The 14602-nt window shown below is 38.4% G+C and carries 15 protein-coding genes; 11 read left to right on the top strand and 4 right to left on the bottom strand.

Annotated features, from left to right (window positions below; all coding sequences use genetic code 11):
- The first annotated feature begins 17 nt into the window (after positions 1-17).
- The 6 genes from dnaG to LAV82_RS04395 all read left to right on the top strand — a co-directional run bounded on the left by dnaG (position 18) and on the right by LAV82_RS04395 (position 7030).
- The gene (gene dnaG / locus LAV82_RS04420) at positions 18-1826 is read left to right on the top strand and encodes a DNA primase (RefSeq protein WP_016765586.1); all 1809 of its coding nucleotides are present in this window, start codon (positions 18-20) and stop codon (positions 1824-1826) included.
- Between the two features lie 65 nt (positions 1827-1891).
- Positions 1892-3025 (top strand): RNA polymerase sigma factor RpoD, encoded by a 1134-nt coding sequence (gene rpoD, locus LAV82_RS04415; protein WP_013059219.1) that lies wholly within the window; start codon positions 1892-1894, stop codon positions 3023-3025.
- A gap of 383 nt (positions 3026-3408) precedes the next feature.
- Positions 3409-4548 (top strand): acyl-CoA dehydrogenase family protein, encoded by a 1140-nt coding sequence (locus LAV82_RS04410; protein ID WP_098449476.1) that lies wholly within the window; start codon positions 3409-3411, stop codon positions 4546-4548.
- A gap of 131 nt (positions 4549-4679) precedes the next feature.
- Entirely contained in the window at positions 4680-5039 is a 360-nt protein-coding gene (gene cccA, locus LAV82_RS04405; RefSeq protein ID WP_013085044.1) for a cytochrome c550, read from the top strand.
- A gap of 168 nt (positions 5040-5207) precedes the next feature.
- Positions 5208-5912 (top strand): tRNA (adenine(22)-N(1))-methyltransferase, encoded by a 705-nt coding sequence (locus LAV82_RS04400; protein WP_057274035.1) that lies wholly within the window; start codon positions 5208-5210, stop codon positions 5910-5912.
- Positions 5909-7030 carry a Nif3-like dinuclear metal center hexameric protein gene (locus tag LAV82_RS04395; RefSeq protein ID WP_211077283.1) on the top strand — a complete coding sequence of 374 codons (1122 nt, stop codon included), beginning with the start codon at positions 5909-5911 and terminating at the stop codon, positions 7028-7030. The genes LAV82_RS04400 and LAV82_RS04395 overlap by 4 nt, the downstream gene beginning before the upstream one ends.
- Positions 7031-7077: 47 nt before the next feature.
- Here the strand turns inward: LAV82_RS04395 and LAV82_RS04390 are convergent, their stop codons facing one another.
- Both LAV82_RS04390 and LAV82_RS04385 read right to left on the bottom strand, forming a co-directional pair.
- Positions 7078-8028 carry a 4-hydroxy-3-methylbut-2-enyl diphosphate reductase gene (locus LAV82_RS04390; RefSeq protein WP_013059214.1) on the bottom strand — a complete coding sequence of 317 codons (951 nt, stop codon included), beginning with the start codon at positions 8026-8028 and terminating at the stop codon, positions 7078-7080.
- Positions 8029-8156: 128 nt separating this feature from the next.
- Positions 8157-8870 carry a YqfQ family protein gene (locus LAV82_RS04385; protein WP_499715683.1) on the bottom strand — a complete coding sequence of 238 codons (714 nt, stop codon included), beginning with the start codon at positions 8868-8870 and terminating at the stop codon, positions 8157-8159.
- A 176-nt stretch (positions 8871-9046) separates the two neighbouring features.
- Between LAV82_RS04385 and LAV82_RS04380 the strand changes: the two genes are divergently transcribed.
- Entirely contained in the window at positions 9047-10366 is a 1320-nt protein-coding gene (locus LAV82_RS04380; RefSeq protein WP_013059212.1) for a DEAD/DEAH box helicase, read from the top strand.
- Between the two features lie 28 nt (positions 10367-10394).
- Entirely contained in the window at positions 10395-11282 is an 888-nt protein-coding gene (locus tag LAV82_RS04375) for a deoxyribonuclease IV (protein WP_499715682.1), read from the top strand.
- Positions 11283-11331: 49 nt separating this feature from the next.
- On the opposite strand, the gene LAV82_RS04370 is transcribed toward LAV82_RS04375, so the two are convergent.
- The gene (locus tag LAV82_RS04370) at positions 11332-11583 is read right to left on the bottom strand and encodes a DUF2624 domain-containing protein (protein ID WP_211077286.1); all 252 of its coding nucleotides are present in this window, start codon (positions 11581-11583) and stop codon (positions 11332-11334) included.
- Positions 11584-11856: 273 nt separating this feature from the next.
- Here LAV82_RS04370 and LAV82_RS04365 point away from each other — a divergent pair, with 273 nt between their 5' ends.
- The 3 genes from LAV82_RS04365 to LAV82_RS04355 are packed head-to-tail and all read left to right on the top strand — an operon-like array spanning position 11857 to position 13885.
- A complete protein-coding gene (locus tag LAV82_RS04365; protein ID WP_013059209.1) occupies positions 11857-12636 on the top strand; it encodes a metal ABC transporter ATP-binding protein in 780 nt (259 codons plus the stop codon).
- Complete coding sequence (locus tag LAV82_RS04360; protein ID WP_013059208.1) at positions 12633-13475, top strand: metal ABC transporter permease; 843 nt, start codon at positions 12633-12635, stop codon at positions 13473-13475. The genes LAV82_RS04365 and LAV82_RS04360 overlap by 4 nt, the downstream gene beginning before the upstream one ends.
- Positions 13472-13885 (top strand): Fur family transcriptional regulator, encoded by a 414-nt coding sequence (locus LAV82_RS04355; protein WP_013059207.1) that lies wholly within the window; start codon positions 13472-13474, stop codon positions 13883-13885. Before LAV82_RS04360 ends, LAV82_RS04355 begins: the two co-directional genes overlap by 4 nt.
- A gap of 30 nt (positions 13886-13915) precedes the next feature.
- Here LAV82_RS04355 and LAV82_RS04350 read toward each other — a convergent pair whose 3' ends face one another.
- Positions 13916-14491, bottom strand: a complete 576-nt coding sequence (locus tag LAV82_RS04350) for a 5' nucleotidase, NT5C type (RefSeq protein WP_013085038.1) — start codon at positions 14489-14491, stop codon at positions 13916-13918.
- Positions 14492-14602: the final 111 nt, after the last annotated feature.

Genomic DNA, 14602 nt, shown 5'->3' with positions numbered 1-14602 from the left:
AATACGGAGCTGTTACTATGGCAAATCGAATTCCTGATGAAGTAATCGACCGTATTCGGCATTCAGTAGATATTGTCGACGTCATAAGCGATTATGTACAACTAAAAAAACAAGGGCGCAATTATTTTGGACTCTGTCCGTTTCATGGGGAAAGCACACCGTCTTTTTCAGTATCGCCTGATAAACAAATTTATCATTGCTTTGGATGCGGTGCAGGAGGGAATTCATTTTCATTCATAATGGAATTAGAAGGACTGTCCTTCACGGAAGCAGCTCAGCAGCTTGCTGAAAAAGGAGATATTCCTTTCGAACATGAGATACATCCTCATGAAGAAGATAATCAAAAGCCTAGCAATAAAATGATTGAAGCACACGAGCTTTTAAAGAAATTTTACCATCATTTATTGGTAAATACAAAAGAAGGCCAAGATGCTTATGATTATTTAATAAATCGAGGGTTTTCACGAGAAATTATCGATGAATTTGAGATAGGTTTTGCTTTAGATTCGTGGGAATTTGTAAGTAAGTTCTTAACAAAACGTGGGTTTAATCCGCAAGAGATGGAACATGCAGGTTTAATCATTAAACGCAACCAAGATGAAACGTACTTTGATCGTTTTCGTGATCGGATTATGTTTCCTATTGCTGACTTGCAAGGCAAAACAATTGCATTTTCAGGGCGTCTACTAAAAGAGATAAAAGGGCAGCCTAAATATTTAAACAGTCCCGAAACTTCTATTTTTAACAAAAGTCGCACACTCTACAACTTTCACCGCGCTAAAAAACATATACGCAAAAATCAGCAGGTTATTTTATTTGAAGGATTTGCAGATGTTATTTCGGCTGTTAAAGCGGGGTGCCCGAACGCAATTGCAACAATGGGAACTGCCTTAACAGAAGAACAAGCCAAGATTATTCGCCGAAATGTAGAGTCCGTTATCATTTGCTATGATGCAGATTCTGCTGGAATTGAAGCAGCGCACAAAGCAACTGCTATCTTAACAAATGTGGGTTGTACCGTTAAGATTGCTGTGATGCCGGATGGTTATGACCCGGATGATTATATTAAAGAATACGGGGCAGAGAAGTTTCAAAATGATGTTATTAATAGCAGCTTGACCTTTATGGCATTTCAAATGAGGTATCTCCGCCGAAAACGAAATCTACAAAATGAATCTGAACGTATGCAATACATTGAAGACGTTTTGAAAGAAATAAGCCTCCTTACGAAAGCTGTAGAGCGAGATCATTATTTACGCCAATTGGCACAAGAGTTTTCCATTTCATTAGATGCGCTTAAAGAACAGCAGTATCAAGTGTATCGAACTGAAAAAAAGAAAAAGGATAATGATTCTCCAAATCGAAATAATATAAATAGACAACCAGTCGTAAAGAGAAGCTTATTACCGGCTTATCAAAATGCAGAACGTTTTTTGATCGCTCATATGTTGAAAGATAAGGATGTAGCATTTAGAATTCAAGACCGACTTCAAGGTCAGTTCAATGTCGAGGAACATCGTGCGCTTGTTCTATATTTGTATGCTTATTACGAGGAAGGACACGAGCCTAATCCGAGCGGATTTATCGAACGGTTGCCCGAGTCTTCGTTGTCTAGTCTAGCTTCAGAATTGGCGATGATGTCAATCAATGATGAATTGTCGGAGCAAGCTTTGAATGATTATATCCAAACGATATTGATTTACCCACAAAGGGTAGCGATAGAAAAAAAAGAAGCAGAAAAGCAAGAAGCAGAGCGTCAAAAAGATTATTTAAAAGCTGCGACAATAGCAATGGAAATTTTACAGTTAAAAAAAACGTTAAAATAAACGATATTGCGTATTAGTCCCACTTTTAGAAGGTTTTCCTTAAAATTTTGGAAGGAGGGGATCTGATGGCTGAAAAATCAGCTCAATCAAAACAACTTGATTCAGATTTAACAATTGAACAAGTAAAAGATCAATTGACCGAAATCGGAAAAAAACGTGGTGTGCTCACATACGAAGAAATTGCAGAGCGTATGGCGAACTTCGAAATTGAATCCGATCAAATGGATGAATATTATGAATACCTTGGAGAACAAGGTGTTGAAGTAATGAGTGAATCTGAAGCAAATGATGACGATGCCGATCCCGATATTCAAGAACTGTCAAAAGAAGAAGAGTTTGATTTAAATGATTTAAGTGTACCTCCTGGTGTGAAAATTAATGATCCAGTTCGTATGTACTTAAAAGAAATCGGACGCGTTGACTTATTGTCAGCAGAGGAAGAAATCAATTTAGCAAAACGTATTGAAGAAGGCGATGAAGAAGCGAAACGTCGTCTTGCTGAAGCAAACTTACGTCTTGTTGTAAGTATCGCTAAACGCTATGTCGGGCGCGGTATGCTGTTTCTTGATTTAATTCAAGAAGGAAACATGGGTCTTATTAAAGCGGTAGAAAAATTTGATTATCGCAAAGGTTATAAATTCAGTACGTATGCGACATGGTGGATTCGTCAAGCTATTACTCGTGCAATTGCTGACCAAGCAAGAACGATTCGTATTCCCGTTCATATGGTTGAAACGATTAACAAGCTAATTCGTGTTCAACGTCAGCTTCTACAAGATTTAGGTCGCGAACCATCTCCTGAAGAAATTGCAGAAGATATGGACTTAACACCAGAAAAAGTTCGTGAAATCTTAAAAATTGCTCAAGAGCCGGTTTCCCTTGAAACACCAATTGGTGAGGAAGATGATTCACATTTAGGTGACTTCATTGAAGATCAGGATGCAACATCACCTTCTGAACATGCTGCATATGAATTATTAAAAGAGCAGTTAGAAGACGTCCTTGATACGTTAACAGATCGCGAAGAAAATGTTCTTAGACTCCGCTTTGGTCTGGACGATGGACGTACGCGTACGCTTGAAGAAGTAGGGAAAGTATTTGGCGTAACGCGTGAGCGTATTCGTCAAATTGAAGCTAAAGCGCTTCGTAAGCTTCGTCACCCTAGCCGAAGCAAACGTTTAAAAGATTTCTTAGAATAGATAAAAGCGTAAATAACGCTTATGAGATAGCTTCTTTCCTAGAGGAAAGGGGCTATCTATTTTTTATGGAATAAATTTCATAAAAACGCATTTTGAAGAAGTATATTGATTTTTTTACCAACTTTTCTTCTTTCATATATTTTACTGAATTGTCCTTCGTTTTGCAAATGCTCCTTTATATTCTTTTGTTACAGAGCATAAGCTGTTCAAATTCCTTTTAAACATCCGGAAAATGGAATCGCTATCATTTTATTCATGCTTTGATTAGTACTTCTCTATTATAACATGAAAAAATTAAAACGTTTTAAAAGTTGAGAAAATTTACAAAAATGAATTATAATTAAATAATGTAAGCGTATACATTTTTTTTAGGGGGAATAAAAATGAATTTTGAATTAACCAATGAACAAAAGATGATTCAACGGACGCTCAGAGAGTTTTCAGAAGCGGAAGTAGCACCGAATGCACTAGAGCGCGATCGAAGTAAGCAATTTCCGCTTGATGTTTTTAAAAAGTTAAGTGAGCTTGGTGTAATGGGTCTTCCTTTTCCTGAAGAGTATGGAGGCGGAGGAGCAGATACGGTTAGTTTTGCTATTGTCGTAGAGGAATTAAGTAAAGCTTGTGGCTCTACAGGAATTACATACTCAGCTCATGTTTCGCTCGGGGGGGCACCTATTTACTTATTCGGAACAAAAGAGCAAAAAGAACAGTACCTACCTGCTTTATGCTCCGGGGAATCTTTTGGAGCGTTTGGTTTAACCGAACCGAACGCAGGAAGTGACGCGGGGGGAACCGAGACCGAAGCAGTGTTGAAGGATGGAACTTTTATGATTAATGGAAGTAAATGCTATATTACGAATGCCAGCTATGCAAAATTTTTAGCTTTAACGGCTGTTACAAATCGTACAGAAGGTAAAAAAGAAATTTCAGCTATTATCGTGCCTACAGAAGCTCGAGGTTTTACTGTAATAGACAATTACGAGAAAATGGGTCTACATGCTTCAAATACAACTGAACTCGTTTTAGAGGATGTTGAAGTGCCTGAAGAGAATTTACTCGGTGTAAGAGGAGAAGGCTTTAAACAATTTCTAATGACGCTTGACGGGGGAAGAATTGGAATTGGCGCAATGGCCGTTGGAATCGCTCAAGCAGCTTATGAAAAAGCACTGTCATATGCGCAGGAAAGAAAGCAATTTGGTAAAGCTATTTCATCGTTTCAAGCGATTCAGTTTAAATTAGCTGATATGGCGATGAAAATTGAGTTAGCAAGAAATATGGTGTATAAAGCAGCGTGGTTAAAAGACCAAGGAAAGCCATTTACGAAAGAAGCTGCTATGTGTAAACTGTATGCTTCTGAAATTTGTATGGAAGTAGCCAGTCAAGCTGTTCAGATTCATGGAGGATATGGCTACATGAAGGAGTATCACGTGGAGCGGTATTTACGAGATGCCAAGCTTTTAGAAATTGGAGAAGGAACTTCAGAAATTCAGCGCTCGGTTATTGCAAGGCAAATTGGCTGTTAAGATACGCAATAAGAAATTAGTTAATTATGTAAATAAAACCCTTTCACTTATGAGCATTTTCAAGTAAAATAAAAGTGCTTATACTATTTTGTTATTTCTAGGGATGGGAATACATAAAGGGGGTATAGTGAGTGAAGCGAAATCCGCTAATACCATTTTTATTAATTGCGGTAATTGGGATTGCTTTAATGTTAACGCTTTCGTTCAACGGATTGAACAATGCAAAAGAAATCGCGGCTGAAAAAGAAGGCGGTGGCGCGGAACAGCAGGCTTCAGCTAAACCAGAAGAAATTTACCAAAAAACTTGTATTGGTTGTCACGGTGATCAGTATCAAGGTGGAGTAGGTCCTTCGTTAAAAGGAATTGGGAAAAAAGTTTCTCAAGACGAAATTGCAGATATTGTTGTAAACGGTAAAGGAAACATGCCGGCCGGGCTGGTGCCTCCGGAAAAAGCGAAGGAAATGGCTAAATGGGTATCAGAAATTAAATAGAGTTCAGAAACATGATTTTCTGGAAAGCCGCTCATTTATAAAGCAGGCTTTTTTTTTATGGTTTTTTATAAGCATTCAGCTAAAAGGAAAACATGAAGAGAAATAGGAATCATGCAGCTATCTATGTTAAAATAATGAACAGTAATCACATAGAGAATAGGTGACAAAATGAATGAATTAAACTTATCAACAAGACTTGAAGAAGTAGTAAAGTCGATTCCTTTGGGAGCAAAGATAGCAGACATTGGCTCAGATCATGCATACTTGCCGTGTTTTGCTTATTTAAATGGATATATTAGCGGTGCCGTAGCAGGAGAAATTACAGAAGGGCCTCTTCAATCTGCTATTCAGCAGGTGGAAAAAACAAGCTTAACGGACGTTATTGACGTTCGAAAAGGAAACGGCCTAGAAGTAATATCACCGAATGAAGTAGACTGTATTACAATCTGCGGAATGGGCGGAACGCTTATTACGATGATTTTAGAAGAAGGAAAGGCAAAGTTAGAAGGAGTAAAAAGACTTGTACTTCAGCCGAATATTGGTTCACATCATATTCGCAGCTGGCTGATTCAACACAACTGGGAAATCATTGATGAAAAAATCATCGAAGAAGACGGTCGTATGTATGAAGTCATCGTCGCTGAACCTGGAAACGCCTTAGCTCCTTATAACGGTGAAGTGGAAGCCGGTGTGTTAATGGGCCCTATTTTAAAAGAAAAGCGCTCTTCTGCTTTTACGACAAAGTGGACGTATGAACTAAATCATCTTAAACAAATTGTTAGCCAAATGGAGCAGGCTCAGTCCGAGGAAAGCAAAGCAAAACTTCAAAAACTTACCCAAGACATCTCATTAATTGAGGAGGCGTTAAAATGAGTAAAATCCCTAACGGATTTCAAGTAATTGAAGCATTTGAATCATTTTCTCCCAAGCATTTAGCGGTTGAAGGAGATAAAATTGGTTTACAGATTGGAACGTTAAACAAGCCTGTAAAAAAAGTAATGGTAACGTTAGATGTTCTTGAAACGGTCGTAGACGAAGCGATTGAAAAACAAGTGGATTTAATTATTGCTCATCATCCTCCTATTTTTAGACCTCTAAAACAAGTGGTTACAGATCGTCCTGAAGGGCGTATTTTAGAGAAATGCATCAAACATGATATTGCTGTATATGCTGCTCATACAAACTTAGATATAGCTAAAGGTGGAGTAAATGACTTGTTGGCCGAAGCATTGGGGCTACAAGAGACAAAAGTGCTGGTTCCAACAACGTCTATTCAGCTGAAAAAGCTTGCTGTATTTGTTCCTTCAAATCATGCTGAAGCAGTGCGCACAGCTATTTGTGATGCGGGAGCTGGACATGTGGGTCTTTACAGCGACTGTACGTTTTCAACTGAAGGGGAAGGCACATTTAAACCTTCTTCAGAAGCCAATCCATACATTGGTTCAAAAGGAGAGTTAGAACGTGTAAATGAAACAAAAGTTGAAACTATTTTTGAAGCGGGTCAACAAAATAAAATTATTCGTGCCATGCTCAGTGCTCATCCTTACGAAGAAGTAGCCTATGACATTTATCCAGTGGAACAAACGGGCGAGCCGCTTGGACTTGGACGAATTGGTAAGTTAAAAGAAGAGATGACGTTAAAACAGTTTGCCGCTCATGTTAAACAAGCATTGGATGTGGACGGTGTTAGAGTAGTAGGGGCTATGGATGCCGCAGTGAAAAAAGTAGCTGTTCTTGGTGGAGATGGAAACAAATATATTACAAACGCAAAATTTAGCGGAGCAGATGCCTATGTAACAGGTGATTTGTATTTCCACGTTGCGCATGATGCAATGGCAATGGGCTTAAACGTTGTAGATCCTGGTCATCATGTTGAAAAAGTTATGAGACAAGGTGTAACGCGTGTATTAACCAGTCTTTTTGATGCGAAAAACTTTGAGTGTGAAGTATTTGATTCAAAAGTAGACACAAACCCATTTACGTTTATGTAACAAAAAAAGAAGGTGTTGACGAATGTCAACACCTTCTTTTGCGTCTATTAAGACGATTTTTTTGTTCGAACTTTTGGTAAAATCTTTGAAAGAGGCACGCTTTTTTCACGTGTCCATGTTGTTTCATCTTCCGGATCAAACTGATCTAGAAAATTGATGACCTCTTTTGTGATTGGAGTAGGGGTAGATGCGCCTGCCGTAACAGCTACGGTTTTCGCGTTCATCAACCATTCGATCTGAAGTTCTGAGATGTCACCGATACGATATGCCTCAGTGCCAGCAATCTCCATTGATACTTGAGCTAAACGGTTTGAATTGTTACTTTTAGGATCTCCTACTACAATTGTAACATCTGCTTCACCTGCTTGCTCGGCTACAGCTTCTTGGCGAACTTGTGTAGCTAAACAAATTTCCTTGTGAACTTCAGCGTGCGGATATTTTTCTTTTACCTTTTCCATTACTTCTGCAACGTCCCACTGACTCATTGTTGTCTGATTTGTTACAATGATTTTCTCACGTTGAATATTTAAATGGGCTACGTCTTCGGCTTTTTCAATTAAATGAACGATATCTGGCGCGATACCAAGTGCACCTTCTGGCTCAGGATGATTTCGTTTTCCGATATAAATAACGTCATAGCCTTCTTTTTCTTTTTGGCGAATAAGGTCATGGGTTTTTGTAACATCCGGACATGTAGCATCGATTGTTGTTAAGCCTTTTTCTTTTGCTCGTTCTTTTACTTCTGGAGATACTCCGTGCGCAGTAAAAATAACGGTTCCTTCATTTATTTGGTCTAAGATTTCCAGGCGATTAGCACCGTCCAGTGTGATAATGCCGTCCTCTTCAAACGCATCTGTAACGTGTTTATTATGAACAATCATTCCTAAGATATAGATTGGTCGAGGCAATGATTTATCTAAAGCGGCGTTTCGTGCAATGACCATTGCGTCTACTACACCATAACAATAGCCGCGCGGTGCAATTTTAATAACTTTCATTTCAATTTCCTCCTCATCATAATCCTGACGAGCAATTCAACTCGCTTCTATTATATAAAAGAGGAAGGAAGAATACAAAGATATTCTTTTTTTGCTCACTGTATTTCCTTAAGGAATCAGCAGATTTATCAAATATAAAGTTTTGGTTTTGACACCCGATCTCTGGATGAATGTTCAATTTCTTCTTCAAAGAAATCCAGCTCATCATCGGATGAATCCGTGCTTTCTGCGCCTGCTGATAAAACCTTACTGTCTTTACTTTCATCCGTTTCAGAAACCTCTGTTCCTTCTGCTTCGAGCACTTCATCTGTGTCACCACTTGAGCGCAAGGCCTGATAGATTTTCCATAGAGAAGGAGCATTTTTGACAAGAGGTCCGTATTGTTGAATCATAGGTCCCATCGTTTCCGCTGCTTTTAGTACTCGCTGAACATTCCCCATCATGGAGCTCAAGTTAGCAGGGTTCGTTAATCCTTGCAAACCTCCAAGCAGGGAAGAAGAGTTAGTCGCTCCTGCAGCACCTTGGGCTCCTGAAAGTCCAGAAAACAAAGAACCTCGAGGAGCAGCTGCAGCCGCTTGTTGAAATGGTATGTTTCTATTTCCGCCTCTTCGGAATAGGCGAGTTAAGAAGTTACCTCCTCCACGGTTCAGGCCTTGCTGATTCGGGTAAAATGATTGTTGAGCATTTGTTTGCTGGGCAAAGTTACGAAACTGCTGTAATGGATTAAATTGGCCAAAGTTACCAGGTTGTTGCCCAAAGCCGTTTTGTGGTGGCATTCCTGGCATCATTCTTCTTTGCATACCGGGTGGAAATGGTGGTCTTCGCTGTAGCAAAGGACGCACCTCCTTTAGTAAAGTAGATTTTCTTTTACTATCGTATGCAACTCGCGATAAAATGTTTTTGAAACAAGTAATAAGTTTTAGTAATATGAATGAGAAGTAGTCACAGAAGGAAAAATCGATTATAATCATATATTGTGCCTTAAAAGATGAACGTGAATGTAAAAAAGGAGACTATTATGGAAAAAACAAACTTTGAACGTTTTGAGTTTCAACCATTTTTAATAGAAGCCATTAAACAATTAGGTTTTTATCAGCCTACAGAGATTCAGGAGCGCTTAATTCCTTCCGTTTTAAAAGGGGAAAGTGTAATTGGTCAGTCGCAAACAGGGACCGGCAAAACACACGCTTATTTATTGCCTTTACTTGAAAAGGTAGACCCTAAAAAAGAAGAAGTACAAGTTGTGATCACCGCTCCAACTCGTGAGCTTGCTTCTCAAATTTATCAAGAAGTATTAAAGCTAACAAAACACAGTGCTGAAGGAGAAGAAATTTCAGCAAAATGTTTTATCGGCGGTACAGATAAGCAGCGTACAATCGACAAATTAAAGAAGCAGCCTCAAGTTGTTGTAGGAACACCGGCTCGTTTGTTTGATTTAGTAAATGAAAAAGCGTTAGTTGTGTATACAACAAAGGCGTTAGTAGTAGACGAAGCTGATTTAATGCTTGATATGGGATTTTTAGAAGATGTGGACCGTTTGGCAAGCAACATGCCTGAAAAATTACAGATGCTTGTTTTTTCGGCAACTATTCCTGAAAAATTAAAGCCATTCTTAAAAAAATACATGGAAAATCCAAAATTTACGCATGTTTCGCCGAAGCAAGCAGCAGCAGCTAAATTAGAGCATGTATTAGTTCCACTGCGTCATCGTAACAAGTTTAAGCTGCTGCATGATATGCTTATTTCGTATAATCCTTATTTAGCTATCGTCTTTACAAATACAAAGAAAATGGCGGACGAAGTAGCAGATGACCTACTGTCTAAAGGCTTAAAGGTAGGAAGAATTCACGGAGACTTATCTCCTCGTGACCGTAAGAAAATGATGAAGCAAATTAATAATTTAGAATTTCAATACGTAGTAGCGACGGATTTAGCAGCTCGCGGTATTGATATTGAAGGAATTTCACACGTCATTAACTTTGAGCTTCCTTCAGATCTAGATTTCTACATTCACCGCGTAGGACGTACAGCTCGTGCCGGTCATTCTGGCATTGCTGCTACAATCTTCGATGTGGAAGATGAAGATGCAGTAAATAAGCTGGAGAAAATGGGAATCGAGTTTGTAAACAAAGATCTTCAAAAGCAAGAATGGGTTTCCATCGATGACCGTAACCGCCGTAAAAAGCGTGTGAAGAAAGCGGATGAAGTGGGAGAAGAGGCACATCGCTTTATTCAAAAGCCGAAGAAAGTAAAGCCTGGCTACAAGAAAAAACGTGCTCGTGAAATTACAAAGTATGTGCAAAAGAAAAAGCGTAGTGAAAGACGCAACAATCGTTAATCGCAATAGGTTAGAGGTGTAAAAAGGAATGTTGAAAATTGGTTCTCACGTATCGATGAGCGGCAAAAAGATGCTTTTAGGAGCAAGTGAAGAGGCAGCTTCTTACGGAGCAAATACGTTTATGATCTATACAGGCGCTCCACAAAATACTCGTCGCAAAAAGATTGAAGAGCTTAATATTGAAGCTGGTCTTTTGCATATGAAAGAGCATGGAATGAAAGATATTGTTGTACATGCTCCCTATATCATTAATTTAGGAAATACAACAAAGCCCGAAACATTTGAGCTTGGAGTAGATTTCTTAACGTCTGAAATTCAGCGCACTCATGCTCTTGGTGCAAAGCAAATTGTTCTTCATCCAGGGGCTCACGTGGGCGCTGGAGCAGATGCCGGTATTCAGCAAATTATCAAAGGTCTAAACGAAGTGTTGACAGCTGATCAAGAAGTTCAAATTGCGCTTGAGACAATGGCTGGAAAAGGAACAGAGTGTGGAAGAAGCTTTGAAGAAATTGCCCAAATTATTGATGGCGTGACGCACAATGAAAAGCTCTCTGTTTGTTTTGACACATGTCACGTTCATGACGCTGGTTATGATATCGTTCAAGACTTTGACGGTGTATTAAATGAATTTGACAAAACCGTAGGAATACAGCGGATTAAAGTGCTTCACATCAATGATAGTAAAAATGTACGCGGTGCTCGAAAAGACCGCCATGAAAACATTGGATTTGGTGAAATCGGATTTGATGCACTGAATTATATTGTTCATCACCCAGCGTTTAAAGAAGTTCCTAAAATTCTAGAAACTCCTTATGTAGGAGAAGATAAGAAAAATAAAAAAGCGCCATATCAGTTGGAAATTGATATGATTCGTGCACAAAGCTTTGATTCAGAGCTAAAACAAAAGCTTATGTAATTTCATATGTGATTGAAAGAGGTCATGTCTATAGACATGACCTCTTCTTTTACATCAACTGCTGAAATAATTCATTCACTCGTCTGGCAGTTTCACGATCTGTTACTTGAGCAATTTGTTTGATTAAATTTCGGCGCTCTTCAAGGTTATAAATATTTACGAGCTGCTGTCTAATGACGGATACAAGGGTGTGTGCCTGCTGATCTGTAATGGGGATGTTGTATTGTTTGCTATACTTTAAAAGCTCTTTCGGGGTAATGTTATTTACTTTCTTATTGACAATCTGCTGTACAATTTTCATATGATTACCTCCTCGTCATATACAGTTTATGAATAAAAAAGAAAGATGTGACTATATTGTGTAATAAAACAACATTTTGAGTCGGATGAACTTACGGAGGCAAGAAAGCGAAGGAGTGAAACGGCTTAGTTTACAAATAAAAGACAATCCTGTATACTACATTAATGACTAAATCGTAATGATTCTGAGAAAGTAAATGGGTAACGGAGTATACGATAGAAACCGTGCCCTCTTTTGTATGGAGAAATATAAAAAAAGAATGGTGAGGCGCATATGAATACACCTGATATCATTGAAATTGATCATTTATCATTTCAATATGATGGAGTGAATGTATTAGAAGATATAAGTTTTTCAATTCCAAAGGGAGCTTTTTTGGGTCTCGTTGGTCCAAATGGCTCTGGGAAATCAACGCTAATCAAATGTTTGCTTGGTTTGCAAAAACCATCTCAAGGTGCAATTCGTTTATTTGGAAAAGATCAGAGAAGGTTTAAAGAACGAAGTAAAATTGGATATGTATCGCAAAAAGCGAATAGTTTCAACAGCGGCTTTCCTGCTACCGTTTTTGAAGTGGTTTCCACAGGTCTTACTTCAAAATTAGGTTTGTTTCGCTTTATGAATGCTTCTCATAAACAAAAAGTGAAAGAAGCGGTAGAAGCAGTGGGGATGAGCGAATTTTTAAATCGAAACATAGGAGAACTATCCGGTGGCCAGCAGCAGCGAATTTTTATTGCGCGCGCGCTTGTAAGTGAACCCGAGCTGTTAATTTTAGATGAGCCAACAGTCGGAGTGGATGCACAAAATGTGTACACTTTTTATGAGCTTCTTGAAAAGTTAAACAAAGAAAAAGGAATTACGCTTGTGCTTGTTACTCACGATATTGGCACTGTCTCAGAAAAAGTAACCCACGTTGCTTGTTTAAATAAATTTCTACACTTTCATGGGAATGCCAAAGAATTCGAACAGCTTTGTGAACATGACGTATCTATGTTTTATGGTCATAATGTTCATGTGTTAACCCATGATCATCATCATGGAGGGCAGCACGTATGATAAGCAGTTTATTTCAATTTGAGTTTTTACGAAATGCATTTTTAACCGGTATGATTATTGGCGTCTTAGCTCCTTTATTGGGCACGTTCATCGTAGTAAGACGTCTTTCTTTAATTGCAGATGCGTTAAGTCACGTGACGCTGGCGGGGATTTCTGCGAGCTTGCTTCTTAGTCAGAAAATAGGGTTTATGCAAGGAGTGAACCCCGTCTATTTAGGGATGGTATCTTCCGTTACAGGCGCTCTTTTTATTGAAAAACTTCGAAGCGTCTACAAGCATTACCAAGAGCTGGCCATTCCGATTATTTTATCGGGCGGAATTGGTATTAGTGCAATTTGTATCTCGCTAGCGGACGGTTTTAATAATGATTTAATGAACTATTTGTTTGGAAGCGTAAGTGCGGTGAGTCGTTCGGATCTTTGGACAGTTGTTGTTATAGCCGTATTTGTTATAGCTATTGTCTTTTTCTTATATAAAGAATTGTTTATTTTATCTTTTGACGAGGAGCACGCTTCTGCTTCTGGGATTAAATCGAAGTGGATGCACTTTTTATTTATTGTGATGGTTGCTCTTGTCATTGCTGTATCGATGCGTATCGTCGGTATCTTATTAGTGTCATCTCTTATGACTCTTCCTGTAGCAGCAAGCATTCGCTTAGCTAGAGGCTTTAAACAAACGATTCTGCTTTCGGTGATTTTTGGTGAAATATCTGTTTTAGGCGGATTATTTTCAGCGTACTACTTGGATTTAGCACCAGGCGGTACAATTGTTGTCATTGCTGTTGTTATTTTAATCATATCTATTATGATTAATAAAGGACGGAAGGGGAAACAAAAATGAATTTAACTGAAGCCATTCATTTATTAAAAGATCAAGGATATAAACATACAGGAAAACGTGAAGAAATGCTTGCCCTGTTTTCAAAATCAAATAAGTACTTAACGGCAAAAGATGTATTAGAATACATGAAGCCTGATTATCCTGGTCTGAGTTTTGATACAATCTACCGTAATTTATCATTGTTTGTGGAGTTAGGCGTACTTGAAATGACAGAGCTTTCGAGCGAAAAGCACTTTCGATTTAAATGTGCAACCGCCCATCATCATCACCACTTCATTTGTTTAGATTGTGGAAAAACAAAAGAAATTGAAGCTTGTCCGATGGAGTATGTAGACGAGGATTTGCGAGGATACAATATTACAGGCCATAAATTTGAAATTTACGGTCAATGTATAGAATGTAATCAATAAAAAAGAGAGGGCGTTATGCACCTCTCTTTTTTATTTTTGCTGTTCTTTTAACCAGCTGGCTACCCACTGATCTGCTTCTAGCCAATTGTATACGCGAACCACTCCTTTTGGAACAGGTAAGCGATTATAAGGAGTATCAAATAAGATAACGGGGATATTGCATTCTTCACTGATTTCACAAGCATTATCATGTTTGTCTTCAAAAAAGATATCAACATCATATCGTTTTGCTGTCTCAACTTTAAAATGAGAGCCGACTAACTCAATGTGATGAAACGATAGTTCATTTTTTTGAAACCATTCTTCCGTGACGTCCAATAGCTTATCGTGCCTTGCACTAATAAAGAATAATTCGTGCTTTTGATGCCATTTCTGCAAAACCGCTTTTGCATCGTCTGCAAGTGGAGAGGTTTCGTAAATAGAGCGTTCATTTGCTTTAAACCATTTCCCGAGTTCAGCAGGTGATACATTTACAAAAGGGCTGAAATCATATTCTGTAATGTCTTCAAGTGTTAAATTTAAGTTAAAGGCTTTATTTAAATGAGGAACAAAAGTTTCAGGAGAAGTAACAGTTCCATCAATGTCAATTCCAAACTTTTTCGTCAACTACGTGCACTCCTTTAATACGTTTATTCTACTTAGGTGCTTGATTATTCTTGTCTAGTGTAACATAAAGCCCAAACAGAAACAGTAATACTTTTTATACGCCTTTGGCAA

This window comes from Bacillus sp. ILBB4 (genome assembly GCF_035064545.1).
Classification (GTDB): domain Bacteria; phylum Bacillota; class Bacilli; order Bacillales; family Bacillaceae_H; genus Priestia.
Note: the sequence above shows the minus strand (reverse complement) of the source record. Positions and strands in the feature narration are given on the sequence as shown.

Coding starts and splice junctions, on each gene's coding strand:
- LAV82_RS04365 (WP_013059209.1), top strand. CDS start 11,857: ATGAATACACCTGATATCATTGAAATTGATCATTTATCATTTCAATAT.
- LAV82_RS04410 (WP_098449476.1), top strand. CDS start 3,409: ATGAATTTTGAATTAACCAATGAACAAAAGATGATTCAACGGACGCTC.
- LAV82_RS04355 (WP_013059207.1), top strand. CDS start 13,472: ATGAATTTAACTGAAGCCATTCATTTATTAAAAGATCAAGGATATAAA.
- LAV82_RS04375 (WP_499715682.1), top strand. CDS start 10,395: ATGTTGAAAATTGGTTCTCACGTATCGATGAGCGGCAAAAAGATGCTT.
- LAV82_RS04380 (WP_013059212.1), top strand. CDS start 9,047: ATGGAAAAAACAAACTTTGAACGTTTTGAGTTTCAACCATTTTTAATA.
- LAV82_RS04400 (WP_057274035.1), top strand. CDS start 5,208: ATGAATGAATTAAACTTATCAACAAGACTTGAAGAAGTAGTAAAGTCG.
- dnaG (WP_016765586.1), top strand. CDS start 18: ATGGCAAATCGAATTCCTGATGAAGTAATCGACCGTATTCGGCATTCA.
- LAV82_RS04390 (WP_013059214.1), bottom strand. CDS start 8,028: ATGAAAGTTATTAAAATTGCACCGCGCGGCTATTGTTATGGTGTAGTA.
- LAV82_RS04395 (WP_211077283.1), top strand. CDS start 5,909: ATGAGTAAAATCCCTAACGGATTTCAAGTAATTGAAGCATTTGAATCA.
- LAV82_RS04360 (WP_013059208.1), top strand. CDS start 12,633: ATGATAAGCAGTTTATTTCAATTTGAGTTTTTACGAAATGCATTTTTA.
- rpoD (WP_013059219.1), top strand. CDS start 1,892: ATGGCTGAAAAATCAGCTCAATCAAAACAACTTGATTCAGATTTAACA.
- LAV82_RS04370 (WP_211077286.1), bottom strand. CDS start 11,583: ATGAAAATTGTACAGCAGATTGTCAATAAGAAAGTAAATAACATTACC.